The sequence below is a fragment of the Saccharopolyspora sp. NPDC050389 genome (assembly GCF_040655595.1).
In the GTDB taxonomy this organism is placed as follows: Bacteria; Actinomycetota; Actinomycetes; order Mycobacteriales; family Pseudonocardiaceae; genus Saccharopolyspora.
Window position 1 is genome coordinate 1 of record NZ_JBFAKG010000080.1, and the last position, 13,052, is coordinate 13,052.

Genomic DNA, 13,052 nt, shown 5'->3' on the forward strand with positions numbered 1-13,052 from the left:
TTCCACCACCGCACCCAGCAGGGCATCAAGAACCTGACCGACGCCGAGGCCGAGGCGCTGGTCGGCAAGGACCGCGAGTCCCACCAGCGCGACCTGTACGAGTCGATCGAGAACGGCGACTTCCCGAAGTGGAAGCTGTACGTGCAGATCATGCCGGAGGCCGACGCGGAGAACTACAAGTTCCACCCGTTCGACCTGACCAAGGTGTGGTCGAAGAAGGACTACCCGCTGATCGAGGTCGGCGAGTGGGAGCTCAACCGCAACCCGGAGAACTACTTCGCCGACGTGGAGCAGGCCGCCTTCACCCCGGCGAACGTGGTGCCGGGCATCAGCTTCTCGCCCGACAAGATGCTGCAGGGCCGGCTGTTCTCCTACGGTGACGCCCAGCGGTACCGCCTGGGTGTGAACCACCACCAGATCCCGGTCAACGCGCCGAAGAACCCGGTGAACTCCTACCACCGCGACGGCGCCATGCGCGTCGACGGCAACCAGGGAGCCACCCCGGGCATCGAGCCGAACTCGTACGGCCGCTGGCAGGAGCAGGCCTCCTACCGCGACCCGGCCCAGGCCGTGGGTGCCGTCGCCGACCGGTTCAACTACCGCGAGGACGACGACAACTACTTCGAGCAGCCCGGCAACCTGTTCCGCAACATGTCGGCGGACCAGCAGCAGGTGCTCTTCGAGAACACCGCGCGTGCCATCAACGGCGCCTCCGAGGCGACCGTCGAACGGCACATCGCCAACTGCACCAAGGCCGACCCGGCCTACGGTGAGGGCGTCCGCAAGGCGATCGAGGCCCTGGCCGCGGGCGAGCTCTGAGCTCGACCCGGGTCTGAAGACCTGCCGCAGAGGCCACGGCCCCAGCAACCTCCATGCGGTTGCTGGGGCTGTGGCCTCTTTTGATCGAAAGTCGAGAACAAGAGATGCGCTCTGAACCTAGCTGCAAGGCGCAGCACATCGCGATGGTCGCGCCGACTGCAGGAATCCTGAAGGTGTTGGGGCCTGGCGGACTTCGGCCTGCGCAGTCAGAGCGGGCACCGTCGACGGGCGACAGTGTGGTGAACCGCTGACCCCAGAGAGGCGAAGTCATCACACAGTACAGTAGTAGGTGCGACTCAGCGATTCACATTTCCCACTGGCTTCAGAAAAGGTGAGCTGCGACAGTCAAGACTTTCGTGTTTGGACGACTGGCACGTCTGTCGAAGTGCTCTCGGAGTCGGCAGGTTCCTTCTTCCTGATCAGAGATGCCACGGCGAAGGCGACAAGGCTGGCGAGCATCCCGAACATGACGGGTTCATTCGCGTACAAGCCGTCTAGGATCATGAAGACAATGCACACCACAGACCCAGCGACAATGGAAGCCACTGCAGCGAACGCTGTCGAGCGGCGCCACAGCAGCCCGAAGGTGATGGGGATGAACAACCCCGCGGCGAGCAGGTCTGTGGCAACTGTGACCGCGCCGACGACGGAATCCATCGCGAGGGCGATGGCCAGCGCGGCCACGCACACTGCCAGAAGAGCGAACCTGTTGGCTCGCAGCGAGTTCATGCGCTCCCCGTATTTCGGACGCAAGACGTCTCCGGTGAGAACGGTCGATGATCCGATCAGAAGGCCGCTGGCCGTCGACATCGATGCTGCCAGAGCAGCAGCAATGACAACACCGAACACGCCGGCGGGTAGTACGAGAGAGGCGACCGAGGCGTAGGCGTCGTCCGCGGTAGGTAGTGTAGGCAGAAGCGCCTTTGCTGCCGTACCGATGAGTGCGCCGGCCAATCCGTACAGGGCGCAGTAGACCCCGGAGACAAGGGCTCCCCACCGGGCTACACGTTCCGACCGTGCGGTAGCGAGTCGCTGCCAGTTCCCTTGGTCGATCAGGAATCCAAAGAAGAACAGCAAGAAATAGGCAGCGATGGTGCTGACTCCGATGCCGACCGGGTCGAAGTAGGTCGTGGGGAGTTTTTCCTGCAGCGAGCCGAGTCCGCCTGCTTCGGCGATCGCCATGGGCAGCAGCAGCGCAAAAATTCCGACTGTCTTGATCAGGAACTGGATGACGTCGGTCATGGTGATCGACCACATGCCGCCTGCGACGCTGTACAGCGTGATCACGGCCCAGCCCACCGCCGCCGCCAGGGCCCTTGGCATGTCGAACACGACGGTCAGCACAGTGCCGATCGCGATGATCTGCGCGACGCCGACGAATAGGGTATAGAAAATCACGATTACTGATCCGAGCAACCCGGATGTGCGCCCGAAGGCCCGCTCGAGTGCTTCGGGGACGGTACGCACTCCATTGCGGTGCACTGTCCCGGCGAACAACACGCCGATCATCGCGATACCGAGCGAGAGCATCAAGACCAGTGCCATGCCGGAGACGCCGTGCTGGTAGCCGAGACTGACCCCGCCGACGGTCGCAGCTCCGCCGAGCACGACTGTACTCATGGCTGAGGTGTACATGGACGGTCCGAGTTTTCGCCCGGCGACGGTGAAGTCATCCGAGTTCCGGTTCCGCCGACTACCCACATAGCCGGCGCCGAGCATGAGGGCGAAGTAGATGATGATGACGATCTTGTCGAACATTGCCGACTCCTTTGTCGGGGTCGTAAATGATTGCGAGCAGAGGTGCTCACAGGGCAGAGATGGGCGTTGCTCTGCTTCGGCGTTCGGCCAAGGTCAACTGCTGACGGCGCACCACGCGAGTCGCTCGTAGGCGCCTTGCGTGGGGGTAGCAGGGTGTGGATCGGCGTCGCTGCTTGGACAGCAGTGATCGCAGGTTCCATCCATCAGCCGGGATGGCACGGCGGTAGCGTTTGTAGCCGGCGCAGTGCTTGTTGTGCGGTGCGCCGGTCTTCGCGACGTTATGCGGTGCTCGGCCCCGTATTCGGGGAAGTACCAGCAGTAAGTTCAGGTACTAGCCGTTCGGTTGTGTAGTCGAACAGCGCCCGAAGGGCGGACTCGGCGCGGTCAGGGTTGCGCGCCTCACATGCTGCTAGCAGCGTTCCCTGGTTCTCCACATCGGCCTCGATGTTGAGGCGTGTACCCAGGTATCGCCGAAAATACCGTTCGGCGTGGCGTCGATGGATGCGGATCAGTTGCATGAGTCGTGGGCGCCCGGCCGCCTCGTAGCACACATCATGCAATTGCCATTCGCCGGACAGATATCGGTCGATGTCGTCCTCGTCGTTGAGCCTGATCGAAGCCAACTGACGGTGATACTGGCGCATCCTGACGAGGTCTTCGTCGGTGAGATTGACACATCCACGTCGGACGGCGACGCCTTCTAACGCGATGCGGATGTCGTAGATCTCGGTGAAGTTGTCGACGGTGAGATCGGTGACGATCGCGCCGCGCCGCGGGCGTTGTTCGACCAGCCCCTCGGACTCGAGTCGTGCAATGGCCGAGCGGACCGGCATCGTGCTGATCTGGAATCTCTTGGCGAGTGCCGCTTGGCGAAGCACGGTGCCGGGCGGCAGGCCGCGGATAATCTCGCGCCTGAGCGCTTCGTAGACCTCCTGGCCTGCCGGCCGGACCTCGATCGCGTCCAGCTGTGCAAGGGGATCGTGCGGTCCAGCCGCGGAGTGAGCGGTGTCCGCGTGGCCTTTCGGCGCTGTGCTGTCAGTGGTGTTCATCATTCGATGTCGCCTTGCTGCCGATGCTGTCCATGACGCGCCGCTACACCGGGCTTTGTTTGTCCGAGGAGAGCGCTGTTACCGCTGCACACAGTGAGAGCGATGGCCGCATCCGTCTTCGCGGCCAGCCGCCAGACCTCAAAGTGCATCGCTACCTTCTGTCGCTCTCGGGAGTCCCTCAGCTGCTTGTGGTAAAGGGTACTTCAGCCTTGGGCGACCGCTGCGCGCCGATGACGTTGATCATCAAGCGGAGGATGGTGTGCGCGGTGATCGACTGGATGTCGAGCGCCGGTTGGTACTCGGTGAATACCAACGCGGCGACCTTGTTGCGGCGGGCGAGACCGGATACCAATGTGCGCGCTTCGTGGAAGGTGAGCCCGCCTGGCTCGCGGGCGCCGATGGCCGGAGCGATCGAGGTGTCGAGGCCGTCGCAATCGATCGTGATCAGCCAACGGCCGTCGCTGGTGAGTGAGTCCAGAACCTTCTGTGCGCCATGCTCGTGCACATCCCAGGCGGTGATCAACCGGTTGCCTGAGTCAAGAGCGTCCTTGACGTCCTGCGTACGAGCGCTGCCCGCACCTCGCAGGCCGACCTGGACGATGTCGTTGACCCAGGGGTACTCGCGGAGCCGACGCATCGGGCTGGAGAACCCGCGAGTCACGCCGTAGCGCTCGTGGCGGAAGTCCAAGTGGGAATCGATCTGCAAGACGTTGATCTTCTCGGACGTGAACGCGCCGCCGATGATCGGAGGGATCGAGTCAAACGCGCCGACGACGAGCGGGACGGTACCGCGGGAGACCAAGCTGGTGAACAAGTCGATGCCGTCGTCCCACACCGCGTCCGGGTTGCGGAAGTCTGACGGCAGAGTGCCGAGATCGGTGACCGTGGGAGTGTCGTCGGGGAACAGGACATCGCCGTAGTCGAAGTCGTAATGGTCCCAGTTCAGCGCGTAGGCCTGGCGATATGACTCCTTTCGCACCTCGTCGGCTCCGCCTGCGCACAGTGTCAGGTCGGTTGCGTGATAAGGCGGGCCGAAGGGCAGCCCGATGAACGCGTACGGGGTGTCTACCTGTGCTGGGTCTGGTTGGTACGGCGCATTGAGGAACGTCCGCTCAGGGTCGACTTCATCGATCAGGTACTTCAAGAAGTGCTCCTCAGGCTGGGAAAGCGGGAGGTGACGGAGCTGGAGCGTGGTTACCTGTGATCACATTTCGCTCCAGATCTCAGATCTGCGATCGCAGATCTGATCCTGCGGCGGTTGTGGGTTGAAGTCAAGAGGCCAACTCGAACTGTTGTCGCCGGCCTCTGGTGGCGAGCGCGGTCGCGTCCTCGAGCTGACTGCGAGTGGTCCTGTGCGCTTGAGCCAGGCGTCATGCCGACGACGGTCTGATCCTCATCAGCCGATTGCTGGATCAGAGCCACCGGGACGGCAGAGATAGCGGTGTCGAGTCGTGCCCCAGCTCAGTGTCGCTGTTGTCGCAGTCCAGCTAGTCGGTTGTTGCTGTTCCTGCGGCGCAGTGGGCGCTGAGCAGGATTCCGTCCGAGCTCGTATGCCCCGTGGTGAGCGCCATCAACGAGAAATGCGCCTCAGATACGGCGCCGGTATCTGACGGTGTTTCACCTGCTACTGGACTCGTCGCGTTGCTGTGATCATCGTGCGATTCTCGCGGTCAGCTATCACAACTGGTCAACGCCTCTTGTGACCGTCAGGAGTGCGCGTACGTTTGCTGAGTCGAGATCGAGCCCGAGTAGTTCACCCGCGCTGTGCACTCTTCGTCGAAGGGTTTGGCGGTGTACCGCGAGCGCGCGTGCTGCGATGTCTACGACGCCGTTGGCGTCGAGGTAGGCCTCGAGCGCGTGTTTGAGGGCAACGTCGGTCAACCGATCCCATGTCGCGGCGCGGAGGTACCTCATTGTCTCGGGCGGAAGTGCTGCAGGAACGACGCTTTCGAGCGGGAGGTCGCCGGCAGCGATGACGGTCCGGCGCAGTTGAGAGGCGAGCGTGGCCAGGCCAGTCGCCTCGTCGTGTAGGGCCAGGACCTGAACCGAACGGGCGGTGCGGGAGATACCGATGCGAGTGGTTGCAGTCGAGGATCTGCACGATTCAAGCCAGGCTTGAAGTGCAGCGGAGAGTGCCGCTGGTTGGACCCGCGTCGTCGGATCCGTTTCAGGGCGTCGTACTAAGAGCGCGCCGATGGTGCTGTCTGTGGACCAGGCCCTAGCCGACCACCCGGCGTCGTGAGAACAGCGCTCGAACGTCTCAACTTCGGCAAGGCTGGGTGGCGCGTCGACCTTGGCCAGAACAACGCGAATGCTGTTGGACTGCTCGATCCCGAGTGCGGCAAGCAAGAGGTGGCGCGTCTCTTCTGAGGTGCGTGGATCGGTGATCGCCTGCAACGAAGCAGTGCGGAGGTGTCTTTCTGGCTCGCGGAGGACGTGGTTTCTCGACAGCTGGAGGGCGAGGAGTGAAGCTGTGCTGGCCAGGAGGAGCCGTTCCTGGTCATCGAAGCGGGTATCCCGTACGACGAGGAGTGTTGGAGCATCGGCGCCTGGGCCGCGGTTTACGACGACGTCTCTGTCCGACTCGCGGATGCTGCCCGAGGCGGGGTCCGAGCCGGATTGGAAGCGTTCGAACGTTTCGGCGAACTCGTTGACAAAATTTGCTGCTCCGGGTCCGGACGCGGCGAGGGTGGTACGTGACCGATCGACGACCGCAGCGCCGCAGCGCAGCCGGCGGGCGAGCTCGTGGACGAGTGGCTCACACGTGTCCTCGGTGAGGCTTAGATCAGCGAGTGCTGTCTCGGCAACCATGAGTGTGCGCAGGCGTCGATGCTCGGCTTCGATCCGGGCGCTTGCGACGTACTCCGAGATGGCGATGTACGGCGTTTTCAGGGGCACTACGAGGAGCGGGATACCTCGAGCTTCGGCGAGCTCCGCCCATCGATCGGGGACATGTGGATTCTGATCGTTGACCCCGCATCCGATACCGGCGACACCGGTCCTCGCGAATGCGTCGAAGACGCGCTCGGGGTCGGCATCTGGCCGACGAACGAACAATGTCGTGAGCAGGAACTCGCCGCCAGACAGCCATGGAGTGGGGTCCTCGACTTCGGACACGTGGACCCAGCGCACGACGTTCGACAGGCCGGCAGCGCCTGCGATGCAGCGCAGTTTGAGCTCGGCCACGCCGAGCAGATCGCCGACGGTGACGCTCAACCCGTCTCCCGATTTCGTTCACTGATCTGTCGATCCGCACTCATCGATATCGCCGAAGTAGTGTATGACATACCTGCCTGCGCTCCGCAAGATGTTGGGCACCGAACAGAGAGTTCGGTGTGACTCGAAGCGAGAGGCGGGCGCATGGCAGCGCGAGAACGACGGCGGTACGAGCTCATCGGCATTCCGTTCGATGGGGCAGCAACGCTCGGATGGCCGGGATCGCGGTATGCCCCTGCGCGGATTCGTGAGCAACTCGCCTGGATGACGATGCGTGCGGAGGATGGCGAGGTCTACTCGCTCGACACCGGAGAGCTTCACCCAGCACCGAACATCGAGGATGCCGGCGATGTCTCCGTCGTGCCGCACGATGTCAAGACCACACTCGACCGTTCGGCGGTCCAGATCGCCGAGTCCGTCCGCGCCGGCACGGTGCCGCTCGTCCTCGGCGGGGACGACAGCGTCCTTTACGCCCTTGTCGATGGAGTGCACAGGGCGACGTTGGGACGCCTGGGAGTCATCCACTTCGATGCCCATCTCGACATCATGGATCACAACGAGCGGCAGGGTTCGTGGAGCCACTCGAGCGGTATGCGACGTGGGCTTGAGCTTGAGCGCGTCGACCGGGAACACGCGATCCAGATCGGACTGCGGCACTTTAACTACCCCAGTTCACGCAAGGCCGTGAACGAACTCGGCCCGGCGCAGATCACCGCCGGTGAGTTCCACCGGATCGGCGTCGAACTCTCGGTTGAGCGGATACTCGATCATGTCCGGGGTGCCGACCACATCGTGCTGAGCTTCGACATCGATGCGATCGACCCGGCCCATGCCCCCGGGGCCGGCGCACATGAGCCTGGCGGCCTGACGTCTCGGCAGGCCATCGACGCGGTACGAGCACTCGCACCTCACATCGATGCCTTTGCCGTGACCGAGGTCAACCCGCTCACGGACCATCGCGATCTCACGTCGAACCTCGCCGCGTACCTCACCTATTACACCGCCGTTTTCGGCTGACGAACCCGCGCGAGCGGACCTAAGGACACAGACAAAGGAGTCGTCATGTCCACTCCTATTGGCTCGTCGGGTGCATCGGGAGCCAGCAGCCCTACCGCGCCCGATACCGGTACGGTTCTCTTCATCGACCGGGCGCGCCTGCACCGCGCTGTCCGAGGTGCCTTCGTCGGCAATCTCATGGAATGGTACGACGTCGGCGTTTTCGGCTACCTCATCGTCACGATGGGGCCGGTGTTCCTCCCCGAAGCGGACTCCGGGGCGCAGGTCCTCTTCATGCTTGGGACTTTCGCGAGCACCTATCTGTTCAGGCCGTTGGGCGGACTGTTCTTCGGCTGGCTCGGTGATCGGGTCGGGCGCCAACGTGTGCTCTTCACGACGCTTGCACTCGTCGTCGCTGCGACCTTCCTCATCGGCACCCTGCCGGCTTACGACGCGATCGGCATCTGGGCCGCTCTCCTCCTCATCATCCTGAAGATCGTGCAGGGCTTCTCCGCTGGCGGTGAGCTCACAGGCGCGATCACGTTCGTAAGCGAGAGCGCGCCTGACCGTAAGCGTGGCTTCTACACGGCATTCCTCGACACGGGCAGTTACCTTGGCTTCACCCTCGGCGCGGTGTTCGTCACCGTCCTCCAGGTGACGTTCGGCCAGCAGGCAATGGTGGATGGCCTGTGGCGGATTCCCTTCCTGGTCGCTGCGCCGCTCGGGCTCATCGCGATCTACTTCCGACTGCGTGTTGGAGAAACTCCCCAGTACGAACAGCTCAAGGCTCGCAGAGCGTCAGGGACTGAGGTACTGACACATGCGCTAGGCCCGGTCGGCCTTGTCCGGCAGTACTGGCGGCAGATGCTCCAGGTGCTCGGTCTCGTCGCTGCTGCAAACACTGTTGGTTACGCATTCACGTCGTACATGCCCACGTACCTGTCCGATGTTCGGGGCTTCGACTCCGTCTCGAGCAACCTCGTGAGCGTTCCGTTGCTCATCGCCATGGCATGCTCCATGCCCTTCGTCGGAATGCTCTCGGATCGGATCGGGCGAAAGGCTGTGCTCTGGATCGCGTCGGGCTGCGTCATCGTGCTGAGCACACCGGCCTTCCTCCTTCTCAACACGGGGAAGATCGGGCTCGTCGTGGTGGGACTCGCGATGGTGGGCACCCCAGTCGCGCTCTACATGGGTGCGCTCGCCTCGACCTTCCCGGCGCTCTTTCCGACGAGTCACCGGTACGGCGGCCTTGGCATGTCGTACAACATCAGCGTCGCCATCTTCGGCGGCACCGCGCCTCTGTTCATCGAGTCGCTCATCCGGTGGAGCGGTGACCACTTGTTCGCGGCGTACTACCTCATCGCGATGTCCGTCGTCGGCGTCGTCGTTGTCGCAACACTCAAGGAGTCTGCACGACAAGCGCTGCCGGGTTCGGTTCCGGCGACTGACTCCGTCGAGGAGGCACATGCGATGAACGTCGCTCGCTCGAGTGCTGCGGAAGGGGAATGAGCGCAGGCACCCCGGTCCAGCCGAGCAACTGAGGCCGGGGTGCCCACTGCACTGCAGGTCCGCTGACCTTCATCCATAGCTGAGCTGCGTACATCGGACATCCTGCTGTGCGCGGTTGATCGAACAGCGTGCAAAGGACTCTCACCAGACGATCAGTCGTTGTCCTGCGCGCCTGCTAGGTGCTGCTCGAAAGAACACAACGAATCCCCCGTGGACACCGCAGTCATCTCGCCGACACCCGTCCCGGGTACTGCGATGGCAACAGACTTCCCCGCTGACAAGGCACTCATGACACGCACCACTGAGAACCATCCAAACCCATTGACATCAAAGGCATCGACTGCGGTCATGCGGTGGCTCGCCGGGCTAGCCGTGGTAGCAGTCACCACGGCACTGGCCATCGTTCTCACCGCCTTGTCCAATGCCATGCCGAAGCTGCTCCCCAACGACGAAAGCCAGCTGTACGAGGAATATTTCAGTATCCCGCAGTTCCTTCGTCGGTTGGGGAGTGAAACCACCGAAGCCCAGTTCTTCAATACCGAACTCGGCGGACTGGGCATGCTCCTTGGTGGATGGGTCGCCCACATCGCCTGGAAACGTGCTCGGCGATGGGCAGGATTTCCCATCAGCTACGGGACAGGCTTGTGGCCTTGGGTAGCGGGCTCTGCGCTCCTTGGCTTGCTGCTCTCGGACCTTGCCTGGGGCTGGACCTCGATCGCTACCGGTACGTCCCAGCCCACCTTCGTGCCATTCGTCTCCGTCCCGCCAGCTGTCGTCCTCGTCTACGGCGCGGGTTGGTCGGTGGCAGTCACTGGCGCCGTGCTCGGAGCAGCCCTGACAACGCCGATCGCGCTCCTAGCGGTCAACTTCGTATGTCATCCGCTTGGATTGCCTGCTGTGACCGGAAGCGTCACCGGCATGTGTGGCGGCGCTCTGATAGCGTTTCTGCTCGCTCGACGCCTGCCGTGGATGCCGTCACCTGGTGGCGCTTTCTCCTCGGACAGACCTGATGCGGCCGTGCAGCAAAGTGTCCCAGCCAGCACATCGACCGCGTCTTCTCGACATGGACCGGGATGGGTGATCCGGCGTGTCCTCGCCGACTTCACCGAGGCACCCTTCTACGGCAACGAAATCGCCGCGATCGGACTTATAGCCGGAACTGTACTGGCCTATCTGCTCAATCCGTTGACCCCGCTGCAGGGCAGCGGTCTGTTGCCCGGTGTGCTGACGGCCCAGGTGCTGACTGCGACGATTGGAGTTCTCCTCTACCAACGTCGTTGGGCTGACGCAGGCTCGTATCCCACCTTCGTCCCGGTCGTTTCCGTCGCGCCGGCAACCGTGCTGGCGTACGGCTCGACGGTCCAGGCCATCGTTGTAGGGGCTGCTCTCGGAGCTCTCGCGGGACCACCGCTGGCGGCTCAAATCTCGAAACGCCTGCCGCCGGATTTCCACCCGTTCATCGGCAATGTCTTGTCGATGACCATCTGCACTTTGACCATCATTCCGCTGCTGAGCATCCTGCCTGGTTTCACCGTAGGCACCTGAACGCCGCTGTGCCGGACCGCACGCATGCAGAATCTGCGCAACATCACTCCACTCGTAGTTCGTCCTCGACGACTTCACCGGTCTCGTCGAGATAGAAGGATCGCACCTCCGGCTCGGTGTCATCACGCCCTTTCAACGCTACGATCACGAAGCGCACGTCGGGCTGCAACGCCATGAACTCGATGTCCTTCGGCGAGGGGTAAGCCTCAGGTAGCCCGGAATCAGTCATGGGCCGCAACGGCACACGTGAATGCGAGTGAACGACAGCGAGGGAGACTTCGCCGCGGGCAAGAGCCTGCCGGTGCACCTCGAGCTGTTCCGTCGGATCGAACCGCCAGCTGTACGTCTGCACCGCAGGGTCGTCGGCGTTGGCCATCGGTGCGTAACGTTCAGGGCTCGCTCCCTCCGGCCCTAGGAGCTGACCGCAGACCTCGCGCGGATAGTCACGGTGAGCATGCGCGACTATCGACTCAACCAGATCAGAACGCAAGCGGAACACGCCTTTCCTCCCGTTGCTCAGCTGTGTCCGGGTGACACGGGGTTCTGGGTGGTGCTCTCGTCCGGTGCGGCAGTCGCAGTCTTCCGGTGCTCCACCTGGCGGGTGGAGGCGACGACGGAATGGCTTCTGCCGTAAGCGAAGTAGAGCAGCACACCGATGGACATCCACAGTCCGAACACGACCCAGGTCTCCCAACCGAGCGTCACTGCGAGAAATCCGCAGAACAAGAACCCGAGCACTGGTGTGATGGGGTACAGGGGCACCTTGTAGGTGTGCGGCAGGTCCGGGCGGTTTCGACGAAGATAGATCACCGAGAGGTTCACGAGGGAGAACGCGAACAACGTGCCGATACTCGTCGCATCGGCCAGTTGCCCGAGCGGAACGAACGCTGCGGTCATCGCGACGGCAACGCCAACGATGAGGGTGTTCGCGATCGGTGTGCCGGTCCTGGGGGAGACACGACCGAAGTGCTTCGGTACGAGACCATCTCGGGACATGGTCAACAGAATTCGGGTCTGCCCGTACAGCACAGTCAGAACCACGCTCGCGATGGCGATGACCGCACCGACCGAGAAGAGCAACGCGACCCATGGTTGGTGGGTGATGTCGCTCAGGATCGTGACGAGGGACGACTCTGAGTCGCTGAACTGCGTCCACGGCAGTGCGCCGACTGCAGCCACCGCAACGAGGACGTACAGCACCGTCACGATGATCATGGAAGCGATGATCGCTCGAGGCAGGTCCCGGCGTGGATTCTTCGCCTCATTGCCCGCGGTGGACGCCGCATCGAAGCCGATGTAGGAGAAGAACAGCTGCGAGGCGGCAGCGGAGATGCCGGCAACGCCCATCGGGGCCAGGGGCTGGAAGTTGCCCGCGTTGAACGCCGTGAAAGCGACTGCGGTGAAGAAGAGGAGGATGCCGACCTTGATGAGGACCATGAGGGTGTTCACCCACGCGCTCTCCTTGGCTCCGCGAATGAGCGGCAGCGTGGCGAGCAGGACGATCACCGCGGCAGGTACGTTGACGATCCCTCCGGAACCGGGCGGCTGCATCCAGGCGTCGGGGATGCTCAGACCGAAAACACTGATCGCTTCGTTGATGTACTGACCGGCACCGACAGCGATCGCGGCGACGGAAACCGCGTACTCCAGCACCAAGCACCACCCGCAGACCCACGCGATCCCCTCGCCCATCGTTGCGTAGGCGTAGGAGTAGCTCGAACCAGAAACCGGGACACGGCTAGCCATTTCGGCGTATGACAGGGCGGAGAGGAACGCGGTTACCCCGGCGAGGACGAAGGCGATCCACACCGCGGGCCCGGCCATGGGGACGGCTGTGCTCAGGATTACCAGGATTCCTGTTCCGAGCGCGGCGCCGACGCTGATCATCGTGAGGTGCCAGACGTTCAGCGTGCGGCGGAGTTGCTGGCCCGGTTCCACGCCTTCGTTGTCGGCGATGATCGCATCGACCGACTTGCGCCGAAGTAGTTGAGCCCCGAGAGGCACGTGCTGTCTGGCCGGAATGATCTGTTTCGCCATTGAACAGCTCCCTTCGCGAGGGGCTCATGCTAGGGCACTGTGTTGCACTACACAAGCAATGAATTGCACTGCCGGCTTGTGTGGTGCAGCCGATCAGCAGGTGACGGCGGTAGCCTCAATTAT

Annotated in this window: 10 protein-coding genes; 4 read left to right on the plus strand and 6 right to left on the minus strand. The window is 63.0% G+C overall.

From position 1 onward, the window contains the following. The coding region (locus AB0I53_RS37130; protein ID WP_358613571.1) for a catalase at positions 1-819 on the plus strand (819 nt) is incomplete at its 5' end. 345 nt (positions 820-1,164) lie between these two features. Here AB0I53_RS37130 and AB0I53_RS37135 read toward each other — a convergent pair. The 4 genes from AB0I53_RS37135 to AB0I53_RS37150 all read right to left on the minus strand — a co-directional run bounded on the left by AB0I53_RS37135 (position 1,165) and on the right by AB0I53_RS37150 (position 6,842). Beyond that, positions 1,165-2,577, minus strand: a complete 1,413-nt coding sequence (locus tag AB0I53_RS37135; RefSeq protein ID WP_358613573.1) for a sodium:solute symporter — start codon at positions 2,575-2,577, stop codon at positions 1,165-1,167. Positions 2,578-2,855: 278 nt separating this feature from the next. Next, entirely contained in the window at positions 2,856-3,629 is a 774-nt protein-coding gene (locus AB0I53_RS37140; protein ID WP_358613575.1) for a GntR family transcriptional regulator, read from the minus strand. A gap of 175 nt (positions 3,630-3,804) precedes the next feature. Beyond that, positions 3,805-4,770 (minus strand): arginase family protein, encoded by a 966-nt coding sequence (locus tag AB0I53_RS37145; protein WP_358613577.1) that lies wholly within the window; start codon positions 4,768-4,770, stop codon positions 3,805-3,807. 533 nt (positions 4,771-5,303) lie between these two features. Next, a complete protein-coding gene (locus AB0I53_RS37150) occupies positions 5,304-6,842 on the minus strand; it encodes a PucR family transcriptional regulator (RefSeq protein WP_358613578.1) in 1,539 nt (512 codons plus the stop codon). A 144-nt stretch (positions 6,843-6,986) separates the two neighbouring features. On the opposite strand from AB0I53_RS37150, the gene AB0I53_RS37155 reads away from it, so the two are divergent. The 3 genes from AB0I53_RS37155 to AB0I53_RS37165 all read left to right on the plus strand — a co-directional run bounded on the left by AB0I53_RS37155 (position 6,987) and on the right by AB0I53_RS37165 (position 10,892). Continuing rightward, positions 6,987-7,859 carry an arginase family protein gene (locus tag AB0I53_RS37155; protein WP_358613580.1) on the plus strand — a complete coding sequence of 291 codons (873 nt, stop codon included), beginning with the start codon at positions 6,987-6,989 and terminating at the stop codon, positions 7,857-7,859. 45 nt (positions 7,860-7,904) lie between these two features. Then, entirely contained in the window at positions 7,905-9,347 is a 1,443-nt protein-coding gene (locus tag AB0I53_RS37160; RefSeq protein ID WP_358613582.1) for an MFS transporter, read from the plus strand. Between the two features lie 210 nt (positions 9,348-9,557). Further along, positions 9,558-10,892 carry a hypothetical protein gene (locus AB0I53_RS37165; protein ID WP_358613584.1) on the plus strand — a complete coding sequence of 445 codons (1,335 nt, stop codon included), beginning with the start codon at positions 9,558-9,560 and terminating at the stop codon, positions 10,890-10,892. A 43-nt stretch (positions 10,893-10,935) separates the two neighbouring features. Here AB0I53_RS37165 and AB0I53_RS37170 read toward each other — a convergent pair whose 3' ends face one another. Both AB0I53_RS37170 and AB0I53_RS37175 read right to left on the minus strand, forming a co-directional pair. Continuing rightward, entirely contained in the window at positions 10,936-11,391 is a 456-nt protein-coding gene (locus AB0I53_RS37170; protein ID WP_358613586.1) for a M67 family metallopeptidase, read from the minus strand. A gap of 17 nt (positions 11,392-11,408) precedes the next feature. Then, positions 11,409-12,929, minus strand: coding sequence for an amino acid permease (locus tag AB0I53_RS37175; protein WP_358613588.1), 1,521 nt, complete (start codon positions 12,927-12,929; stop codon positions 11,409-11,411). Between the last annotated feature and the right edge of the window lie 123 nt (positions 12,930-13,052).

What these genes read in the sequence shown, in the direction of transcription:
- AB0I53_RS37135 (WP_358613573.1), bottom strand. Translation starts at nt 2,577, where the DNA reads ATGTTCGACAAGATCGTCATCATCATCTACTTCGCCCTCATGCTCGGC.
- AB0I53_RS37140 (WP_358613575.1), bottom strand. Translation starts at nt 3,629, where the DNA reads ATGATGAACACCACTGACAGCACAGCGCCGAAAGGCCACGCGGACACC.
- AB0I53_RS37155 (WP_358613580.1), top strand. Translation starts at nt 6,987, where the DNA reads ATGGCAGCGCGAGAACGACGGCGGTACGAGCTCATCGGCATTCCGTTC.
- AB0I53_RS37160 (WP_358613582.1), top strand. Translation starts at nt 7,905, where the DNA reads ATGTCCACTCCTATTGGCTCGTCGGGTGCATCGGGAGCCAGCAGCCCT.
- AB0I53_RS37175 (WP_358613588.1), bottom strand. Translation starts at nt 12,929, where the DNA reads ATGGCGAAACAGATCATTCCGGCCAGACAGCACGTGCCTCTCGGGGCT.